The following is a 21,128-nucleotide window of genomic DNA, read 5'->3' as shown; positions in this document are numbered from 1 at the left end:
AATTCCGGAGCGGCTGTAATTTATAATATGTACGACAAACGTGCGGGTACTGTTAGTACGTTTCGTTTTGAGGGTCAAACGTGGTCCAGCCCTGCATCCAGTTGGTACCGGCGGCAAACGCGCCGCGGTAGGTAACGGCTTCCAGGCCCGGCAGGCTTGCAAAAGTGCCTTCCAGCGCTTTGGAACCGGTTTGGGGCAGGAAGTTGGGAGCAGTCAGGTTAAATGGCGCCGTAAGGCCAACCTCGTCCGCTGAAGCCAGGGTTACACAGCCGTTGGCTTCTGCTTTGGCTTTCAGCCATGCGCTGCCCTGGCTGATCAGGTCAGCTCTTTGCTCGGCCGTCAGCGGGTCTGCGGGGAAACCGGCCACTACTGCGCGGGAAGCCGCGGAATCCAGCAGGTAAGGCTTGGCCAGGGCGTGAACGATGTTATTTTTGAAAACAGACTTGTCGTCTTTCATATCCTGACCGGAGGCGTTAGACTCTATGGAGAAACCGCCTTTTTGCGCGCCCATGATGATAGAGTTTACCAGCACAAAGTTGGTAGCCCTTCTCCACCTGTTGCCGTAGTTGTGGCTGGCGTGGGTATTGGCAGCGTTGTTGGGGCCTATCAGGGTCAGGTTAGACAGCACCGGCCGGGTGCGGGGGTTAGCGGTGGTGCCGCTGCCGTCGTTATCGCACTCTATCAGGTTGCTGGCGTCTCCGGGGTCAGCTATCTGCGGGTAGCGCATGGCCACGGCATACTGGATGGTACCGGAAAAACCGTTGTCAAAGTCAAAATCATCATCCGCTGTGCCAATGGCCACCAGGTATTTGGCATTTACCGTGCCGCCGAAAAATTCAAAGGCATCGTCATTACCATACAGCACCTGTACGTGGTCTATCTGGGTCTTGTTGCCCACACCGCCCAGGGTAAGACCGTTGATCTCACTGTTGGGCTGTGCTGCCACACCGGCGTACTCAATGCGTACATAGCTGAAAACACCGGAGTTATCTTCGGGGTCTGTGCCGCCGTAAGGCCGGCCTACGCCGCCTTCAATATTCGGATTATCTGTACGGTTAATAGGCGCTTTGCCGAGAATGATCACGCCGCCCCAGTCACCGGGGGTACGCTGGCCTTTCTCTTTGCCGGAGGTGAAAACAATGGGGCTGGTAGAGGTACCGGCAGCAATGATCTTGGCGCCGCGCTCAACTATCAGCGCGCCTTTATTGATGTCAGCCACTTCGCTTTTGATAATGGTTCCGGCATCAATGGTGAGGGTAGCGCCCGCGGTCACATATACATACCCTTTCAGTATCCATACCTTGTCGTTGGTCAGTCTCTTGTCTTGCGATATGTTGCCGCTCAGCACTTCGGGCTGGTTATCCGGGTCTGTATCGTCATCATCATCATTTTTCCGGCAGGCAGAGAACAATACTGCTGCACCGAACAAAAAGGCCAGGAATTTGGTAAGTTTCATCAGATTCTTTTTTAAAGTTTTGATTGATTAAGCAACTGCTTTTTTCAAAAGTTCCACAAATGTGGCAGTTCTATGTTAACGCCGTTTTAAGCGTGTATTAAGGAATTATTTCTTTTTACCGGTATTGAACTGGTAAGAGAAAGTAAGCGATACGTTGGTGCCGAACTTCACGGAGTTGATCACCTGGTCTACCCCTTCGGTATAGCGCTTCCTGTCATCCCCGTTCTGGTAGAATATGGCGGCCTGGTTCAGCAGGTCGCTCACGTTGAGGCGCAGCTCCCCTTTGCTTTTGATCACTTTTTTGCTGATCTGGAAGTCCAGGATGTCCCTGCCGTTCTCATAGATGTCTGCATAACCCGGGAAGCCCAGCAGGGAAATGCGGTGCCCTACCCTGTTGTACAGTACGCTCAGGCCCCAGTCGCTGTCTGGCGTAAGCCATTGCAGCCCCGCGTTCACGAGGTAGGGAGACTGGCCCTGCAGCGCCCTGTTGGTAACGTCTGTTGTAACGCCGGTCAGGTTTACGGCAGACTGTATGAGGGAGAAGTTGGTAAAGAAGGTGGTGTTGCTGAAGATCGGGTCCTGGCTGATAAAATCCAGCTTTTTGCGCAGCTCTATTTCAAAGCCGTAAGACTCGGCGCTGGGCGCATTCTGGAAAGTGGTTTCCCGCCGGTTGGGCGTGGAGCCCGGGTCTACTTTCTGCTCAATCGGGTCTTTGAAGCGTTTGTAGAACAGGGAAGCGGTGATAGCTTCTCCCACGCCCGGGTAGATCTCGTACCGGAGGTCCAGGTTGGTGATCTTGGCGCGCTTCAGGTAAGGGTTGCCCAGCAGGGAGCTGTACGTCACAAAATCATAGAAAGCAAAGCCGGCCAGTTCCCGCAGTTCCGGACGGGATACCGTTTGCGAACCGGAGAGGCGCAGGTTGGATTTGGCGTTTAGCGAATAGGTGATGTTGGCGGACGGCAATATGTCAAACCAGGTAGTGGTTTGCCTGATGCGCTTGCCGGAAGGATCAGAGGTTTTGATGTACTGGTAGTAAGATTCCCCTCTTGCTCCCCACACTATCCTGAGCTTGTCCGCTATCTTGTTGTCAAACATGATGAAACCGGCCATCAGGTCAGACGTTGCGTCGTATTTATCGGTACTGTTGGTGATCTCGTCTACCATAAAACCGTTCTCCCGCATGTTCTCGGGGGCAAATATCCTGTCCGGCGGCAGGCTCAGCAACGATTCGTCCGTAGCGGAAAAGTTTTCCTTGATGTAACCCAGCGCACGGGCGCTGAACATCCTTGTTTTATACAGTTTCTGCCCGCCGAATTTCAGCAGCTGTTTATTGTTGGCAATGGTGAAAGGAATGCTGAACTGCGCGGAACCGCCAAAGCTGTTGTCTTGCAGCACGGAGTAAAAACGGAACACGTTCCTGTTGGCCGTACCTACGGGCACCTGCGCCTTGTAGGGAACGGAGGGATCGTCCACCTCAGACAGCGGTTTGCTGTACGTGAGCACCTTCAGGTCAGGCTGGTTGCGGTCACTGAGGGAATAGTTCAGGTTCCAGTCCAGTTTCCAGTCTTTTTTGTTCAGCTTGTGGGAGCCCTCCAGCTGGGAGTTGACGAGCGATTTTTCCGTAAGGTCTTGCCCATGGCCAATGATAGCCTGGTTGGCATCTACGTTGGTACCTTCGCGGTAGATGTATACGTTATCAAAAATGCGGTTCACGATATTCTTGAAGGATACCTTGTTGTTGCCTTTGATATAGGTAAAGTTGGCAATGGCGCCCAGGCTGGTATTGTACTTGTATATCTTGTCTGAAAAGTTATAGCTCCTTACCTTCTCGTTGTCAAAGTCTGTACGGGTAGAAGGGTTGATGTTTTCAGCATTGCGGTAGGTCAGTGAAATAATGCTGCCGAAAGACCCGCCGTTCTTCAGGCGGCTGCGGCTGCCCCAGGTCAGCTGGTAGTTCATGTTAGGCAGGGCGTTGCCGAAAGAAGATACGCCGTAGTTATTCTTGAAATCTTTGGAGATGGCTATTTTTTCCGCGTTGGGCCGGGCCACGTATTTACTGCGGGAAGAGGGGAAAGACGAAGGCATTTTACGGGTGCCGTCATCAAAGCCCAGCCAGTCCATACCGCCGCGCTTCATGCCCTGGATGTCTTTGAAGGTAGACTGGGAGTTATAGCCCAGGCCGGCGCTGAAAGACAGGAAACTTTCCGCGGGAATGTCTTTGGTCACCACCTGGATGAAACCGCCGGAGAAGTCTGCCGGCATGTCTGGAGAGGCGGTTTTATTGATGGTGATATTATCAATGAGGTTGGAAGGGATGATGTCGAAGGAGAAGGCCTTTCTGTCCGGCTCGGTGCTGGGCAGTACGGCGTTGTTGATGGTAGCGGTGTTGTAACGGTCATTCAGCCCGCGTACAATAATATATTTATTATCCTGGATGCTGGCGCCGCTCACGCGCTTGAGCACCTCGCCGGTACTGCGGTCCGGAGAGCGTTTGATGCTTTCCGCGGAAATACCGCTGGAAATGCTGGGGTTGTTCTTCTGGGCGGCATACAGCGCGTTGATGGATTCCTGTTTGTAAGAGCCCCTGATCACTACTTCCTGCAGTTCTTTTGACTTGGGCTCGTCCAGCGCAACGTCAAGGTTGGTGACCTGGCCGGGCTTTACCTGCACTTCCGAAATGGATTTGGTCTGGTAGCCCATGTATTTGAAATCGAGGGTATAGGTACCGGGGTCCAGTTGTAACAAGAAACGGCCTTCTACATCCGTTACAGCGCCTTTGGCGGTATTCTGCACCAGCACCGTAACGCCGATCAGCACTTCGCCCGTCTTCTTGTCTGTGAGTTTGCCGGTCACTTTGCCGGTATTGCCCTGTGCAAAGACGTTTGAAATACCTAACAACAAACATCCGATTAATTGTACAACGATAATACTGCGTTTCACTTTTTGTTTATTTATGCCGCAAAACTACCGTGGCCCTATTACCGCACTGTTAAGCCAATATTACCAGAATGTTAATTGTTAAGAAATCATTAAAGAATTATTAACGATGCCGGGGCCGGCCGGCGGGTACGTTGGTGCATGAAGCGCAGTACAACAGCATCCGTATTTGGCAGGGCCGCCTACACCGCCCGGTCTTGCCGGTTATTGCCGCCCTGCCTGGCCAGCAGCTCCAGGGAAATATCCAGCTGGCGGCCATCTTCCCCTTCGCTGCAGGGAGTGATCTGGAACAGGCGGATGCTTTTATTGGTGAAGGGTTTGGAATCTTTATTGCACAGCTCCAGCGAAAAGTTGAACTTTTCCTCCAGCTCTTCTTCAAACTCCCGCAGGCTGAGGGTTTCATCAATAGGGTGCTCTATCATGGCGCTCTCTTCCAGGCCGGCATCCCGCAGGGTATGAAAGGCGCCGGCAAGGGAATGGCGGATGTATACCGTGGCATTACAATGGAGCAAGCGCTGAATCTGCATCTGTAATAAGGAAATGGTCATCAAAGGGTGTAGCTTGAGCGTCTTCATCTAAATTCATGCTGGTTTAGCAAACTTACCAGTGGAGCGTTAATTAAATATTAATGGCAGATTATCTAATTATGAAGATATGATCAGAAGTTGATGACCCTGGCGGCAACGGCCCATTCCGCCACCACTACCATTTCTTCCTCCTCTTCGGTGGCCGTTTCTTTTTTGCCGGCGTGCTGGTACAACTGCCAGCAGCCCTGGCTGTACTCCAGCGCTGTGAGGCTCTCCACCCAGTCTCCCGAGTTGAGGTAGGTGACCGTTTTGCCGTTGTACTGCATGTTTTTGATCTCGGGCTGGTGGATGTGCCCGCAGCATACCACGTCAAAGTCTTTATCCACTGCTATTTCCACTACGGTCTGTTCAAAATCGGAAATGAACTTCACGGCCTGCTTCACGCTTTCCTTTACTTTTTTGGAGAAAGACATCTTTTCCCGGCCCATTTTTTCCAGCAGGTGGTTCACGAGGCGGTTGAGGATGATGAGGATATCGTACCCCTTACCGCCCAGTTTGGCCAGCCATTTGGAGTTTTTCATGGTCACGTCATATACATCGCCATGAAAGAACCAGTGGCGCTTGCCGTCTACTTCCAGGATGAGCTTGTTATCTATCACAAAATTGCTGAGGCCGAAACCGGCGTATTTGCGCAGGGCCTCATCGTGGTTGCCGGTGAGGTAATATACCTCGGTGCCCTTCCCGATCATTTTGAGGATGCGGCGTATCACTTTGGTATGGGATTTCGGGAAATACCGCTTGCTGAACTGCCAGATGTCTATAATGTCCCCGTTGAGGATCAGCACCCGGGGGTCTACCGAGTCCAGGTAATTGGCCAGTTCTTTTGCGTGGCAGCCATATATGCCGAGGTGTACATCGGAAATTACAAGTATGTCCAGTGGTCGTTTACCGCTCATTTTTATTGAATTAAGCCGATCTGCACCCTTTACAGAACTTTTTTAAATACAAATTGTTAATTATATGACATGCACTATTTTAAGGTACAGGAGACAACACAAAGGAAAAATTGCTATATTACTTTTATATTAATCCAGTGTTACCAAATTATTAATTCTTGCTTTTTATTGGCTCCTATACCATCTGGAAACTAATTTTGCGGCAAATTTTCAACTAACAACAATCTTATAAAATGGGAGGCTTTAATTCTATTGTAAAACTGTTCATGCCGAAAGACCGGGTGTTCTATTCACTGTTTGAGGATGTAGCGGCCAACCTGATGGAGATGGGCAAAGTACTCACCGAGCTGGTGGAGACAGCAGACCCGCAGACGCGTAAAGACAAGGTGCACCTGATAGAGCGGCTGGAGCACAAGAATGATGACTATACCCATCGCATTTTCGTAGAATTGGGGCAGAACTTCATCACTCCTTTTGACCGGGAGGACATTCACTACCTGGCCGCCACGCTGGATGACGTGGCAGACTACATCCACGGTTCCGCCAAAAGGATAGACCTTTACAAGGTAACGGTGATCACAGACAGCGTTCGGAAGCTGGCAGACCTCATTTACCAGGGCACCGTAGAGCTGGCCCGGGCCATTCCCGAGCTGCGCAATATGAACAATATGCGCGTGATCACAGACGCCTGTGTAAAGATCAACAGCCTTGAAAACCATGCTGACGATATCTATGACAGGGCCATTGCAGACCTGTTTGAGCTGGAGAGCAATGCAGTAGAGCTTATCAAAATGCGTGAAATCTACCAGGCGCTGGAAATTGCCACAGACAAATGTGAAGATTCCGCGAATGTGATAGAAACCATTATTATCAAATACGCATAGTTGAAGCGAAATACTACCTGTCATGGTCTTTCTTGTTATCATTATAATACTGGCATTCATTTTTGATTATATCAACGGTTTTCACGATGCGGCCAACTCCATTGCCACTATTGTGTCTACCAAGGTACTGACGCCTTTTCAGGCGGTGCTGTGGGCGGCGTTGTTCAATTTTGCCGCCTTTTTTGTGTCCAAGTACATTTACGGGGAGTTCAAGGTGGGTAATACCATTGCGAAATCCGTGTTTGAGCAGTTCATTACCCTGAAGGTGATCTTCTCCGGGCTGATTGCCGCCATTGCCTGGAACCTGCTGACCTGGTGGTACGGCATCCCTTCCAGCTCGTCCCATACGCTGATAGGCGGCTTTATTGGCGCCGCGGTGGCTAATGCTGGCGGGTCTTTTGACGTGATCAACTACGCCAAGGTATTGCCTACCGTATACTTCATTGTACTGGCCCCCTTCATAGGCATGGTGGTGGCTTTTATCATTACCGTGCTGATCGTGAACATCTGCAAAAGGGCCAATCCCTACCGGGCAGACAACTGGTTCAAGCGCCTGCAGCTGGTGTCTTCCGCGGCCTTCAGCCTTGGCCACGGCGGTAACGACGCCCAGAAGGTAATGGGTATCATTGCGGCGGCCATGGTGGCCCACGGCAGCATAGGAAACCTGAAGGACGTGCCGGACTGGGTGCCTTTTGCCTGTTTCACCGCCATAGGCCTGGGTACGCTCAGCGGCGGCTGGAAGATCGTCAAAACGATGGGCACCCGCATTACCAAGGTAACCCCGCTGGAAGGCGTGAGCGCGGAAACGGCCGGCGCCATTACCCTCTACCTCACGGAAAGCTTCGGCATACCGGTGAGCACCACGCACACCATTACCGGTTCCATCATCGGGGTGGGCGCTACCAAGAGGCTGTCTGCCGTTCGCTGGGGCGTTACCGTCAATCTCCTCTGGGCCTGGATACTCACCATTCCCATCAGCGCATTGCTGGCGGCGGGGGTGTTCTTCCTTGTAAACCTTTTTATCTAGGATTTTTTATACCAATATGCAAGGCGGCCCTTTCGGGGCCGCCTTTTTTATGCAGGAAAGCCCCTGATGGATCAATTCCACCATATAGCAAAACCGTTGCTGGTGGCCGGTTCAACCAATGCCTCCCCATACTTGCCCGTGACCTTCGCTATAGCAAGAGCATAGCTGGTCAATTATTCGGTTAGCAGAAGATCTGGCCAGGTTGGCGCCAGGGAAGCCGGTACAATAATGTGTATTTTTATATTTTTAGCAAATATCTAGGGCAAATAGGAAAGACCTCCTATTTTTGTGCCTCCAAACCTAATCTATAATATTCATGAAGGGAATAATCCTCGCAGGCGGGTCTGGTACCAGGCTGCACCCCATCACCTACGCCATCAGCAAACAGATCATGCCTGTTTATGACAAACCGATGATTTATTACCCGCTTTCCACGTTGATGCTGGCCGGCATCCGGGAGATCCTTATCATCAGCACCCCCCATGACCTGCCGGCTTTCCGGCGGCTGTTCGGAGACGGCAGCCAGTACGGCCTCAGCCTCTCCTATGCGGAGCAGGCGGTGCCCAACGGGCTGGCGCAGGCCTTTGTGATAGGCAAGGAATTTATAGGGAAAGACAATGTGGCCCTGGTGCTGGGAGACAACATATTTTACGGCGCCGGCCTGGGCACGCAGCTGGCCAACAACGTGAACCCGGATGGCGGCATTGTGTACGCCTACCAGGTATCCGACCCCGAGCGCTACGGCGTGGTGGAGTTCAACAACAGCATGCAGGCCATTTCCATTGAGGAAAAACCGCTGCAGCCCAAATCAAATTACGCGGTGCCCGGCCTGTACTTTTACGATAACGAGGTAGTGGCCATTGCGGAACACCTGCAGCCCAGCCCCCGCGGAGAATACGAGATCACGGACGTGAACAGGGAATACCTGAAAAGAGGCAAACTGAAAGTATCCATACTGCCCCGCGGCACCGCCTGGCTGGATACCGGCACGTTTGACTCCCTGATGCAGGCTTCCCAGTTTGTACAGGTAATTGAGCAGCGGCAGGGCATTAAAATAGCCTGCATAGAAGAAATTGCCTACCGGAAAGGGTTTATCAGCAGGGAGCAACTGGAAGAACTGGCCGCCCCGCTGGTAAAAAGCGGCTACGGCGCTTATCTCAAAAATCTGATTCAATAAACAAATTATATTAACTATTCAGTATGCAAAAAGTTCTTGTAACAGGCGGGTGCGGGTACATCGGTGCCCATACCATCGTAGACCTGATCAACAATGGTTTTGATGTAGTGAACGTGGACAACAACATACGCAGTACCACCAAGCTGCTGGACGGCGTGGAGCAGATCACCGGCAAAAAAGTGCGCAATTACAAGGTAGACCTTTGCAACCTGGAAGATACTCATGCCGTTTTTCATGAAAACCGGGATATTGTGGGCGTGATCCATTTTGCGGCGCTCAAGAGCGTGGGGGAGTCTGTACACGAGCCCCTGCTCTACTTCCAGAACAACCTCACCTCCCTGGTGAACGTACTGAAATGCGTAAAGGAATTTAACATCCCAAATTTTGTGTTCTCCTCCTCCTGCTCCGTGTACGGCAACACCACCGCCCTGCCCGTTGTGGAGGAAACCCCGCTGGGCGAGGCCCAGTCTCCCTACGCCCGTACCAAACAGATGGGCGAGCAGATCATAGAAGATTTCAGCCGGGTCAATACCACGCAGTCTATCCTGCTCCGGTACTTCAACCCGGTGGGCGCGCACCCCTCCGCCCTGATAGGAGAGCTGCCTCTCGGCAAACCGGACAACCTGGTGCCGGTTATCACCCAAACGGCCATTGGCAAACTGCCGAAGGTGACCGTGTTCGGTACCAACTTCAACACGCGGGACGGGTCCTGCATCCGTGACTATATTCATGTAACAGACATTGCCAATGCCCATACCAAAGCCCTGCAATACCTGCTGGACAAGCGCAACACGGCCAACCTGGAAGTGTTCAACCTGGGTACCGGCACCGGCGTTACCGTGCTGGAGGCCATCAAGGCATTTGAGAAGATATCCGGCATGAAGCTGAACTATGAGCTGGGAGAGCCCCGCCCCGGCGATGTAATTGCCATTTACGCCAACAACACCAAGGCCCGGGAAAAACTGGGCTGGGAGCCCAAATCAGGCATTGAAGACATGATGCGCACGGCCTGGCAGTGGGAGGTAGCGCTGCGGGACAGGGTTTTGAACAATTAAATTTTTTATTTTACTAGCTTTGCGGCACAAATATCAGGCACTATGGTAAAAGACATACAGATACTGAACGAAAAGGAGACCCGCGGCGGTTTTGGCGAAGGCATACTGGAAGCCGGCCGGAGAAACCCGAATGTGGTGGCCCTTACGGCTGACCTGCTCGGCTCCCTCAAATTGCAGGCTTTCATCAAGGAATTTCCTGACCGCTTTGTACAGTGCGGTATTGCCGAGGCCAACATGATAGGCGTGGCGGCAGGCATGACCATTGGCGGCAAGATCCCTTATACCACCACTTTTGCCAACTTCTCCACCGGCCGCGTGTATGACCAGATCCGCCAGTCTGTTGCCTACTCCGGCAAAAACGTGAAGATCTGCGCTTCCCATGCCGGCCTTACCCTGGGTGAAGACGGAGCTACCCACCAGATACTGGAAGACATCGGCATGATGAAGATGCTGCCCGGTATGACGGTGATCGTTCCGTGCGATTTCAACCAGACCAAAGCCGCTACCATAGCTATTGCCGATTACGAAGGCCCGGTTTACCTCCGCTTTGGCCGCCCCAAATGGCCCAACTTCACGCCTGAAAACCAGGAGTTCCAGATAGGCAAAGCCCAGGTGCTCAACGAGGGTACGGACATTACCCTGTTTGCCTGCGGCCACCTGGTATGGAAATGCGTGGAAGCCGGCCGCATACTGGAAGAAAAAGGCTACAGTGTTGAACTGATCAATATACATACCATCAAACCGCTGGATGAGGAAGCGGTGCTGAGGTCCATCACCAAAACCCGCTGCGCGGTTACCGCTGAAGAGCATAACGTGCTGGGCGGCCTGGGAGACAGCATTGCACAGGTTGCGGCCCGCCACCTGCCCATTCCCATAGAATACGTTGGAACCAAAGATACTTTTGGCGAAAGCGGCAAACCTACCGAACTGCTCACCAAGTACGGGCTGGATACGCCTGACATTGTGGCGGCGGCAGAAAAGGCCCTGGCCAGGAAAAAAGGTTAAAATTTACAGACGGATTAAACTTTCCGGCATAAAAACCATCCTAGTGATGGTTTTTATTGTTTTCGGGGGTGCTGATGGCAGGTAAGTGGGCCGGTTGCGCAATAATTCATATATTTATTCCATGCATCCGTCCATTACGGTCATTTCAATACATTACTGTTTAACCGCCTATGGCTGTAACGCAAGAAGATAAAGAACTACTGGCACTCTACGGGCATCCGGATACGAAAGAAAGGGGGTTTACGCTGATTGTACGGAAATACCAGGAAAGACTTTACTGGCACATCCGCCGGTTGGTGGTAGATCACGAGGACGCGAACGATGTGCTGCAGAATGTGTTCATAAAAATGTGGAAAGGCCTGGAGGGTTTCCGGGAAGATGCACGCCTGTATACCTGGTTATACAAAATCGCTACCAATGAAAGTCTCAGCTTCCTGGAGCAGCAAAAAAGAAAATCCGCCATTTCGCTGTCTGACGTAGAAACCGGCCTCAGCAATAAATTGCAGGCAGACAGTCATTATGACGCCAATAAAATAGAATGGAAATTACAGAAAGCCATCCTTGCCCTGCCTGAAAAACAGCGGGCGGTATTCAGCCTGCGGTACTATGAGGAAATGCCATATGACGAAATGAGCAAAGTGCTGGATACTTCAGAAGGCGCCCTGAAAGCATCTTACCACCACGCCGTGAAGAAGGTGGAGGAATTTTTGAAAAACAACGGACATTAAACCATCCCGGGCAATACGGGTCTTAATATCATGACGCACAAAGAGAATGACATAGCGAAAGAATTGCGGGAAATAGCCCCCGAGCTGGAGCATTTGCGCGTGCATCCGCACTTTGACGTGCCGGCAAAATATTTTGACGCCTTCCCCGCGCAGCTGCTGACCCACATTAAAGCAATGGAAAACAGCAGCGCGGTAACGGAAGAGCTGGAACACCTCTCCCCCCTGCTGGCCGGTGTTTCCCGGGAAACGCCTTTTTCCGTGCCGGAAGATTACTTTAAGGGGCTGACGGAGCTGGTGGTAAAAGAAAAGAACTTTGCCCAGGAAGGCCGCGTGGTGAAAATGGGCCGCCGCATCAGGCTTTTCAAACAATGCCTGGCGGCCGCCAGCATTGCGGGCCTCATAGCGGTGAGCGCCGTGCTCATCTCCCGCTCGCTGAGCGGTACTTCCATGGACCGCATGATGGCCCGTATCAGCGACCAGGAAATTGAAGAGTACCTGACCTATCATACCGATGCATTCGATAATGAAAATATCTTTACAAATGTATCCCTGGAAGGAGAAATGCCTTCGGTGCTGCCGGAGGACCTATCTACCAAAGAAATAGACAATTTGTTGGAAAACAATTTGTTACAAGACGACCTTGTTAATTGAAACTCATGATGAAGCGAAGTAGCAAGCTGATACGAACAGTGACCATTTTTTTATGCATGGCGGTATTTTCCACCGGCAGCCTGCTGGCGCAAGATGCGGACCAGAGCGATGCCGCCTCCAAACAGGACAAGATCAAGGCCCTGGAAATAGCCTACATCTCCAAAGAACTGGACCTCACCCCCGAAGAAGCGCAAAAATTCTGGCCCGTATATAACAAGTACACCCGGGAAGTGAACGCCCTCATTGTTGAACGCAAAAAGAAGAACCAGGAGCTGAAGGGCAAGCCCCGCACGGATGCGGTGGCCAACGCCTCGCTAGACAAGGAGCTGGACTATGAAAGGAAAATGCTGGAGATCAAGACCCGCTACCGCCAGGAGTTCAGCAAAGTGCTGCCCGCCCGGAAGGTAGGCAACCTTTACCGCGCAGAAAGGGAGTTCAGGGGCATGATGATCCGCCAGTTAAAAGAACGGAAAGATAACCGCATGATGCGCGGCCGTGGCCGCCAGCAATAGGCTTTCTGCAAAGGCCGGCATGCGCCACAACCAGGCCCGTTTTTAGCCCCGGCACATCGAAGCTCCCCGTTCTGTAACAGCCCCTACTCAAACTTCGCAGTGGGTAGCTTGGTATCGTGATAAAACAGGAATGTCCATCCTTCTGCTTTCCCCCTCTCCATATACTGTTGCCGCAATTCCATGGTACGTTTGCCGTCATAATCATACTTGGCCACAAAGCGGCTCTTCATCATAGACATCTGCGGCGCCTCATCTCCCCCGAAAAACACCTTGTCCTCCCCGTCGTCTATCAAAAATACCTGGTGGTACGGGCAATGCCCTCCGCTAAATTCATAGTGGATATACCCGTCTACAGTGCCGCTGCCTTCCAGGAACACCACGTTGTCCCGTTTAGCCAGCAGGTCTACCTCTTTGGCCAGGTATGACTTGCCGTCTTGCTCAAAAGCATAGTCAAGCTCCTTGCGGCTCACGTAATACGTAGCATGCGGAAAGGAAAGGCTGCGCTCCCCGGTTACCACGTCTTCCACACTCACGCCGCCGGCGTGGTCTTTATGCAGGTGGCTCATCAGCACTTTGGTCACTTCCATGGGGTTGATGCCCTGGTCTATCAGGTTCTGGTGCAGTTGCAGCACCCCGTCAGGGTTGCGGAAGCCCAGGCCCGTGTCAAGCAGCAATATATCTTTGTCGGTAATGACCAGGAAAGGTTGTATCTCCACCAGCAGGGAGCCGGCGGGCCTGTCTTTCAGCGCGTCTTTACGCTCGTCGAAAGGAACAAAACGTTTGGTACCGTCTACTGTGAAACTGCCTTCAGACAGTGGTATGATTCGTGCCATCCTGCAAAAGTAGGGCTTATCTCAATACCATTTGCCTGTCTGCGTCCAGCCGGAGCATAATGAAAATAAGCATGGTGAAGGTCATGAGAGACGAGCCGCCGTAGCTCACCAATGGCAGGGGAATGCCTATCACCGGCGCCAGCCCTATGGTCATGGCGATGTTGATGAAGAGGTGGAAGAAAATGATACTGGCCACCCCATAGGCGTATACGCGGCTGAAGGTAGACCGCTGCCGCTCCGCAATAAAAATGATCCGGAAGAGCAGGGCCACATAGAGGCCTATGAATACAATGCTGCCGGCAAAACCGAAGTCTTCCCCGATGGTGCAGAAAATGAAGTCCGTACTTTGCTCCGGCACAAAGTCAAAGCGGGTTTGCGTGCCCTTGAGGTACCCTTTTCCCCAGAAACCGCCCGAGCCAATGGCGATCATGCTCTGCCGGGTGTTGTAGGTGGCCTTGGGGTCGTTCTCCTTGCCCAGCATTACCTCAATGCGGCGCACCTGGTAGTCTTTCAGCACTTTGGTGAACACAAAGGGCACTATGAACATTACAAAAGCAGCGCAAAAGGCCCAGATAGACAATATCAGCACCAGCCGGGAGCGCTTGCGCCTGATCTCGCGCCGGCTGAAGTAGATCACCAGCGCCGCAATGCCCGTAAAGATGTAGAAGAGGATGTATTTATCTACCAGCAACGCGGACAGCACGAGTATGATACCGGAGAAGGCAATTACCAGTATAATGCCCGGCAGGCCTTCGCGGAACATCACGAGGAAAAACGCAAAGTATACCAGCGCCAGGCCTGTTTCATTCTGCAGGATAATGATGGCGCAGGGCGCCAGTACCATGGCAGACGCAATCAGGCGGGAGCGCATCTTGGTAAAGTCCGTTTCCATGGAAGACAGGTACTTGGCCAGCGCCAGGTTGGTGCATAGTTTGGTGAACTCGGCCGGCTGGAAACGGAAGCCGCCCAGCTCCAGCCAGGAGTGCGAGCCCTTTACACCGGTACCGATGGCCAGTACCATCAGCAGCAGCAATATGCCGAAGGCATAAAAAAGATTGGCCGTGGCGGTAAAGAACTTGCTGTCCGTTAACCAGATGCCTGTAGCCAGCACCATAGATACCCCCAGCCACAGCACCTGCCTTGCCCAGTTCTTGTTCTGGGACAGCAGGTTCTGCACAATATTATCCCCCTCCCGGTACTCTGCCGCAAAAATGGCCAGGAAGCCGATGAATACCAGCGCCAGGTACAGCCCGAAAACGGGCCAGTCAATGCCTGCTGTGAGTTTCGCTTGTGAGCGGTTCATTGTATGGTTTAGTTAGCTATTATTTTCCTTAAAAGATCATCTCCCTGCGCGGTGGAATAGTTCACCTTGTTCAACGAGTCCAGTTTTGATTTGGCGCGCATTTCCGGAGACATGGTCACCGTTTCCATCATTCTTTGCAGGATGGGCATGCGCTTGGCGGAGATAGTATCCGTGAGGTACTTTTCCATCAGGATGCTGGCTATGGGTACCGCGTAGGTGCTGCCAAAGCCCGCGTTCTCTACCACTACCGCTATGGCGATCTTGGGATCGTCTTTGGGCGCAAACCCTACAAACAGGGAGTGGTCTTTCAGCTGCACAATTTTCCCGTTGATCCTGGCCTTGTTTTCCGCCGTACCGGTTTTACCGCATACGGCAACACCTGCTATTTGCGCGCCACGGGCGGTGCCGTGTGTTACCACGTCTTCCATACCCAGCACCACGGAGTTGAACGCTTCGTCAGATATATGCGCTACGGAGTGTTTCTCCTTGTATTTCTTCAGGATGTCCGAGCGGTCCCCGTCTATGCTCTCCACAAAATGCGGCAGGTAATAGTGCCCCCTGTTGGCAAGAATGCACATGGCATTGGCCAGCTGCAGCGGTGTTACGCCCAGCAGGCCCTGGCCCATGCCCACATATACTTCGGAGCAGGAGTTCCACTGGCCGCGGTAGCGGTAGTTCATGCGGCCCGTATCCGGTACAATGCCTCTTGCTTCGCTGGGAATATCTACGCCCAGGCGCACCCCGAATCCCATGGTGTTCAGGTACTCCACCCATTTGGCCTGCCCTTTCAGCGTGCCGCCCCATTTGGCATTGTCTACAGACAGGCGGTACAGATGCATAAAATAAGCGTTGCAGGAGTTGGCCATAGCCGTTCGCATATTGGCGGCGTGGCCGGGATTGCTATGCGTACACCGGATGAAGCGGCCGCACTGTGCGTAACCGCCCCGGCACGGGTATCCGAAGGCGGGGGTGATCACGCCCTCGTCCAACGCAATGAGGCCGGTAATGGGCTTGAAAGTTGAGCCGGGCGGGTACATGGCCTGTATGGCCCGGTTGTAGAGCGGGCTGCTGGTGTCTTGATAGAGTTTGTTAAAGTTCTGCCCGCGGTACGAGCCGGAAAGGAGGTTCGGATCAAAAGTGGGGCCGCTCACCATGGTGAGGATGCCGCCTGTTTTCGGATCTATGGCCACAATGCTGCCTACCTTTCCCTGCATCATTCTTTCGCCAAGCACCTGCAGTTCTATATCCAGCGCCAGCCGCAAATTTTTGCCGGCCACGGCGGCGGTATCAAACTCCCCGTTCTCCAGCGAACCCTGCGGGCGGTTCAGGTTGTCTTTTACCAGGTACTGTATGCCGCGCTGGCCCATGAGAATGCTCTCGTAAGTATTTTCCAGGCCGGTACGGCCCAGGTAGTCTCCCTGCTGGTAAGCGCTCCACCGGCCCAGGCTGTCTGCCAGCAAAGACGGCGGAATTTCACTGATGTACCCCAGGAAGCTGGCCCCTACCCCGTAGGTGTAAGAGCGCACCGGCCGCAGCACCAGCTCAAAACCGGGCTGGAACATGTACATGCTTTCCTGCAGCTTGCCGTACATATCCTGCGGCAACAGGCTGGCAAATACCGAAGGGCGCACCCGGCCTTCCTTGTTGATGGCGCGGGTAATCCTTTTCCGGAACTCCTCCATGTCTATCTGCAGAATTTCGCAGAGGTAGGCCGTATCTATCTTTTTAACGTTGGCAGGCGTCACCATCAGGTCGTACAGCGCTTCATTGCGCAGCACGGCCCGCCCGTTGCGGTCATAAATAATGCCGCGGCTGGGATAGATCACTTTGCGCAGGTGCGCATTGGCATCTGCCAGTTTGGAATATTTGGTTTCCACCACCTGCAAAAAGAACAGCCTCATCACGATGAGAGACACCATGCCGAGGATGATCAGTTGGATAACTCTTTTTCTGGGCTGATTATAAACAGACATGCAGGTATCGAAATTAAATAATTATACGCTCATTTCCTGCTGAAGAACAGCAACTCGTAAATCAGTACCAGCACAAGGCTGGCGGCTGTAGACAGCAATATTTTCATCAACAGGTACAGGGGATCGGCAAAGCTGAAAACAGACAGGCAAAAATAGGCAATGTTGTGCAGCAGCACGAGCACTGATACATAAATGGCAAACTGAGACAGGCCCATGCTGGTAACGGAGGGCGTGCGCTGGGTCACCTCAAAGCCGCCCTGGGGCGAGAGGATGTTGAGCACAAAGGGGCGCAGGTACGCAATGAATACGCAGGCCGCGGCATGAATGCCCATGGTATCCGAAAACATATCCAGCGTAATGCCCAGTAAAAAACCCAGCAGCTGCAAGGCAGGGCGGGGCAGGTTAAAAGGCAGCAGCAGGATGAAGAGCATGTACAGGTAAGGGTTTACCAGCTGGTGTATGAGTATCTGGTCCAGCACTAACACCTGGAACAGTATCAGCAATACGAAACGGATGATATTTTTTAACAGTACGCTCATTTCAGCAGGTTGCGTGTAGAGTCTTCCAGCCTGGTCTGCTCGTCCCGCAGCAGGTTTTCGATCACATACACATATTGCAGGTTGTAAAAGTTAGTGGCAAATTTCACCCGGATGTCGTACGAAGTGCTGGACTTGTCTGACAGGTAAAAGGTATCGATGTACCCGATGGCCATGTTTTCCGGGAATACGGCGGAGAACCCGCTGGTGATCACGGTATCTCCCTTGTGCAGTTTGGCGCTCCGGGGAACGTCTCTCATCTGGCCGATGGCGGCATTGCGCCCGTTCCAGTACACGGTGCCTATTTCTCCGCTGCTTCTCAGCTTGGCGCTGAACCCGAAGTTGCTGCCGGTGGTGGCGCCGCTGGACTTGTACAGCATGGAAATGACCACGGCGTAGTTCTCGCTTACGCTGCGCACCACGCCTACCACGCCATTGGGGCCTATTACGCCCATGTTGGGGCGGATGCCGTCTTTACTGCCCCGGCGGATGGTGATGGTATTGATCTCCCGGTTCACGGAATTGTTGATCACTTTGGCCTCGCGGTAGAGGAACTTGCGTACCTCGGTGCTCAGCAGCTTGCGCATGGTATCGTTGCTGTATTTGCGAAGGGTATCCAGCTTGATGAAGGCGGTAGTGTCCCGCACGTCAAAGCTGGAGGCCAGCTCGCCGTGCAGGCGCAGGTTCTCTTTCACCAGGCTGTCATTTGTGGCTTTGAGGTGGAAATAGTACTGCACGTCGTTATACCGGGCGTATAACTTGCCGCTCATACCGTTGGAGGAATTGAGGTATACGGTGCGCTGGAAATTGTTGTTGCGGAACACGAATACAAAGCAAATCACTTCCAGCAGCAGAAACAGAAAGAAGTTGAAATACCGCCTTAAGAAAATGATCAGATTTCGCACTTGATTCGAGTCTTGGATTCCGGTTTCAGCCCTCTGCGGCCGGGGCTGCAGAGGGCTGTACTAAGTTTTATTGCATCAGGAAAGGATACTTGCCGATGTGTTTCAGGGCAATACCGGTGCCTCTTACCACGGCACGCAGCGGATCATCTGCCACGTGAACGGGGAGTTTGATCTTCTGGGACAGGCGTTTGTCAAGCCCGCGCAGCAGGGCGCCGCCACCGGTGAGGTAAAGGCCGCGGCGGTAAATATCGGATGCCAGCTCCGGCGGCGTTGTTTCCAGCGCTTTCAGGATGGCCTCTTCTATTTTGAAGATGGATTTGTCTAACGCTTCGGCAATTTCCTGGTAAGACACCATGATCTGTTTCGGGATACCGGTCACCAGGTCACGGCCGTTTACGGGAATATCGTCCGGCGGGTTGTCCAGCTCTTTCAGGGCGGACCCGATCTGGATCTTGATCTGCTCCGCCGTTCTTTCACCGATGAGCAGGCTGTGGTAGCGGCGCAGGGCCTCCATGATGTCTGCCGTGAACTCGTCACCGGCAATACGGATACTCTGGTCGCACACAATACCGGCCAGGGCTATCACGGAAATACCGGTGGTACCGCCGCCTATGTCAATGATCATGTTACCCACAGGCTCTTCCACATCTATGCCGATACCCAGGGCCGCGGCCATGGGCTCATGGATCAGGTATACTTCCTTGGCGCCCGCCTGCTCCGCGGAGTCACGCACGGCGCGTTTTTCCACTTCCGTAATGCTGGAAGGGATACAGATCACCATTTTCCAGCTGGGGGCAAATAACGGCTTCTTGGGGTACACCATCTTGATCAGCTCCCGGAGCATGCCCTCCGCGGCATTGAAGTCAGCTATCACGCCGTCTTTCAGGGGACGGATGGTACGCAGGTACTCATGCGTTTTCTCGTGCATCATCATCGCCTTTTTACCAACCGCCACTATCTTCCCGCTGGCCCTTTCTATGGCCACAATGGAAGGTTCGTCTACCACCACCTGGTCATTATGAATGATCAGCGTATTGGCTGTTCCAAGGTCTATTGCAATCTCCTGCGTTAAAAAGTTAAAGAAGCCCATTGTTTGATACGGTCAAAAATATTTGAATGCAAAAATGAATAATTCTAACGAATATACGATGCAATTATTGGATTATTCAAGCGGATTCCGGAATAAAGTGCAGACAGTTACATTTTGCATATTTTCTCTATCCGTGAACCCTGTACGAAGTTGTCAGCTAACAAATTCATATCCAATATCTCTACGGTAATACTTGCCCTCGAATTGTATCTGCTCCGCCGTTTGTTTGGAATGAGCGAGAGCCAGCTGCAAATCGCTTGCCAAAGATGTTACCGTCAGCACCCGGCCCCCGTTGGTCAGCACTTTGCCGCCCTCCGCTTTGGTACCCGCGTGAAACACCAGCTGGTCACGCGCGGGAGCGGGTATGGCCGTGATCTCCTTCCCTTTTTCATACGCCTCGGGGTAGCCCTGGCTCACCAGCATCACGGTGGCCGCGGCGCGGGGGTCTTCAAACACCGCTACCGTATTCAGCGCCTGCCTTTGCACCGCCTCAAACAGCTCCACCAGGTCGTTTTGCAGGCGGGGAACCACTACCTCCGTTTCGGGGTCTCCCATGCGGCAGTTGTACTCAATTACAAAAGGCTCCCCTTCCACCTTGATGAGGCCAAAGAAGATGAAGCCATGGTAGATGATCTGCTCTTTAGCCAAACCTTCTACCGTAGGGCGTATGATGCGGTCTTCCACCAGTTGCATGAAAGCGTCTGTAGCAAAAGGCACGGGAGAAATGGCGCCCATGCCGCCGGTATTCAGGCCGGTATCCCCTTCACCAATTCGTTTGTAATCTTTGGCGGTGGGCAGCACCTGGTAATGCTGGCCATCTGTCAGCACAAATACGGACAGCTCTATGCCGGTGAGGAACTGTTCTACCACTACCTTTTTGCTGGCGTCCCCGAACTTGGCGGCCTTGATCATTTCTTCAAACTCGGCCACCGCCTCCTCATGGGAGCTGGTGATCACCACGCCCTTGCCGGCGGCCAGCCCGTCTGCCTTGAGCACAATGGGCAGGCTGTGTTGCCGCAGGTAGGCTACGCCTTCTTCAAAATTCTCTTCGCTGAACTCCCGGTAAGCCGCCGTGGGAATGTTGTGCCGCTGCATGAACTGCTTGGCAAAGGCCTTGCTGCCTTCCAGCTGGGCGCCGGCCTGAGAGGGGCCCATTACCGGTATGTGGCGCAGGGCGGCGTCTGCCTTGAAAAAATCATACACACCCTTTACCAGCGGCTCTTCGGAACCCGGCACCAGCAGGTCTATCTTGTTCTCTATGCAGAAAGCCCTGATCTGTTCAAAATCACTCACACCGATGTTCACGTTGGCGCCGTGCGCCGCCGTACCGGCATTGCCGGGGGCAATGAATAATTTTGAACATGCCGCGCTCTGTGACAATTTCCACGCCAGGGCATGTTCCCGGCCGCCGCTACCTAAGAGTAAAATGTTCATAATGGATTGAGACGTAATATTATGAGGGGAATCCGGTACATACTACGGGTAAGTGGCACGCCCGGAAAATTTTTGCAAAGAAAGGCCAAAAAAGCCAGTTTTTTGATGCGGGATGCTGATTTTCTTTATCTTTCCGCCC

General features: G+C 52.8%; 19 protein-coding genes. 8 read left to right on the top strand and 11 right to left on the bottom strand.

Annotated elements, in window-relative coordinates; translation table 11 throughout:
• Positions 1-52: 52 nt before the first annotated feature.
• The 4 genes from D3A97_RS09495 to D3A97_RS09480 form a co-directional block, all read right to left on the bottom strand.
• Positions 53-1,456: a beta-helix domain-containing protein gene (locus tag D3A97_RS09495; protein ID WP_119078120.1), complete on the bottom strand. Its 1,404-nt coding sequence runs from the start codon at positions 1,454-1,456 to the stop codon at positions 53-55.
• Positions 1,457-1,561: 105 nt separating this feature from the next.
• Positions 1,562-4,354 (bottom strand): TonB-dependent receptor, encoded by a 2,793-nt coding sequence (locus D3A97_RS09490; RefSeq protein WP_157986447.1) that lies wholly within the window; start codon positions 4,352-4,354, stop codon positions 1,562-1,564.
• Between the two features lie 221 nt (positions 4,355-4,575).
• Positions 4,576-4,968, bottom strand: coding sequence for a hypothetical protein (locus D3A97_RS09485; protein WP_157986446.1), 393 nt, complete (start codon positions 4,966-4,968; stop codon positions 4,576-4,578).
• Between the two features lie 83 nt (positions 4,969-5,051).
• Positions 5,052-5,876, bottom strand: a complete 825-nt coding sequence (locus tag D3A97_RS09480) for a UDP-2,3-diacylglucosamine diphosphatase (protein WP_119078117.1) — start codon at positions 5,874-5,876, stop codon at positions 5,052-5,054.
• Between the two features lie 233 nt (positions 5,877-6,109).
• Here D3A97_RS09480 and D3A97_RS09475 point away from each other — a divergent pair, with 233 nt between their 5' ends.
• The 8 genes from D3A97_RS09475 to D3A97_RS09440 all read left to right on the top strand — a co-directional run bounded on the left by D3A97_RS09475 (position 6,110) and on the right by D3A97_RS09440 (position 12,915).
• Complete coding sequence (locus D3A97_RS09475) at positions 6,110-6,760, top strand: DUF47 domain-containing protein (protein WP_119078116.1); 651 nt, start codon at positions 6,110-6,112, stop codon at positions 6,758-6,760.
• Positions 6,761-6,782: 22 nt separating this feature from the next.
• Positions 6,783-7,787 carry an inorganic phosphate transporter gene (locus D3A97_RS09470; protein WP_119078115.1) on the top strand — a complete coding sequence of 335 codons (1,005 nt, stop codon included), beginning with the start codon at positions 6,783-6,785 and terminating at the stop codon, positions 7,785-7,787.
• Positions 7,788-8,103: 316 nt separating this feature from the next.
• Entirely contained in the window at positions 8,104-8,964 is an 861-nt protein-coding gene (gene rfbA / locus D3A97_RS09465; RefSeq protein ID WP_119078114.1) for a glucose-1-phosphate thymidylyltransferase RfbA, read from the top strand.
• Positions 8,965-8,987: 23 nt separating this feature from the next.
• Complete coding sequence (galE, locus tag D3A97_RS09460) at positions 8,988-10,019, top strand: UDP-glucose 4-epimerase GalE (protein ID WP_119078113.1); 1,032 nt, start codon at positions 8,988-8,990, stop codon at positions 10,017-10,019.
• A 42-nt stretch (positions 10,020-10,061) separates the two neighbouring features.
• Positions 10,062-11,024 carry a transketolase family protein gene (locus D3A97_RS09455; RefSeq protein ID WP_119078112.1) on the top strand — a complete coding sequence of 321 codons (963 nt, stop codon included), beginning with the start codon at positions 10,062-10,064 and terminating at the stop codon, positions 11,022-11,024.
• A gap of 170 nt (positions 11,025-11,194) precedes the next feature.
• On the top strand, positions 11,195-11,752 hold the full coding sequence (locus D3A97_RS09450) for an RNA polymerase sigma factor (RefSeq protein WP_119078111.1): 558 nt from the start codon (positions 11,195-11,197) through the stop codon (positions 11,750-11,752).
• Between the two features lie 30 nt (positions 11,753-11,782).
• Positions 11,783-12,403 carry a hypothetical protein gene (locus D3A97_RS09445; RefSeq protein WP_119078110.1) on the top strand — a complete coding sequence of 207 codons (621 nt, stop codon included), beginning with the start codon at positions 11,783-11,785 and terminating at the stop codon, positions 12,401-12,403.
• Between the two features lie 5 nt (positions 12,404-12,408).
• Positions 12,409-12,915, top strand: a complete 507-nt coding sequence (locus D3A97_RS09440; protein ID WP_157986445.1) for a hypothetical protein — start codon at positions 12,409-12,411, stop codon at positions 12,913-12,915.
• 83 nt (positions 12,916-12,998) lie between these two features.
• Here D3A97_RS09440 and D3A97_RS09435 read toward each other — a convergent pair whose 3' ends face one another.
• The 7 genes from D3A97_RS09435 to purD all read right to left on the bottom strand — a co-directional run bounded on the left by D3A97_RS09435 (position 12,999) and on the right by purD (position 20,989).
• Complete coding sequence (locus D3A97_RS09435; protein ID WP_119078108.1) at positions 12,999-13,748, bottom strand: MBL fold metallo-hydrolase; 750 nt, start codon at positions 13,746-13,748, stop codon at positions 12,999-13,001.
• A 16-nt stretch (positions 13,749-13,764) separates the two neighbouring features.
• A complete protein-coding gene (gene rodA / locus D3A97_RS09430) occupies positions 13,765-15,051 on the bottom strand; it encodes a rod shape-determining protein RodA (protein ID WP_119078107.1) in 1,287 nt (428 codons plus the stop codon).
• Positions 15,052-15,059: 8 nt separating this feature from the next.
• Entirely contained in the window at positions 15,060-17,024 is a 1,965-nt protein-coding gene (gene mrdA / locus D3A97_RS09425; protein WP_119078106.1) for a penicillin-binding protein 2, read from the bottom strand.
• 29 nt (positions 17,025-17,053) lie between these two features.
• Complete coding sequence (locus D3A97_RS09420) at positions 17,054-17,563, bottom strand: rod shape-determining protein MreD (protein ID WP_119078105.1); 510 nt, start codon at positions 17,561-17,563, stop codon at positions 17,054-17,056.
• Positions 17,560-18,465 carry a rod shape-determining protein MreC gene (gene mreC / locus D3A97_RS09415; RefSeq protein ID WP_157986444.1) on the bottom strand — a complete coding sequence of 302 codons (906 nt, stop codon included), beginning with the start codon at positions 18,463-18,465 and terminating at the stop codon, positions 17,560-17,562. The genes D3A97_RS09420 and mreC overlap by 4 nt, the downstream gene beginning before the upstream one ends.
• 67 nt (positions 18,466-18,532) lie before the next feature.
• Positions 18,533-19,555 (bottom strand): rod shape-determining protein, encoded by a 1,023-nt coding sequence (locus D3A97_RS09410; protein ID WP_119078103.1) that lies wholly within the window; start codon positions 19,553-19,555, stop codon positions 18,533-18,535.
• Positions 19,556-19,708: 153 nt separating this feature from the next.
• A complete protein-coding gene (purD, locus tag D3A97_RS09405) occupies positions 19,709-20,989 on the bottom strand; it encodes a phosphoribosylamine--glycine ligase (protein WP_119078102.1) in 1,281 nt (426 codons plus the stop codon).
• Between the last annotated feature and the right edge of the window lie 139 nt (positions 20,990-21,128).

The organism is Chitinophaga alhagiae, from assembly GCF_003568665.1.
In the GTDB taxonomy this organism is placed as follows: Bacteria; Bacteroidota; Bacteroidia; order Chitinophagales; family Chitinophagaceae; genus Chitinophaga; species Chitinophaga alhagiae.
This window is presented reverse-complemented; position numbering and strand designations above follow the sequence as displayed.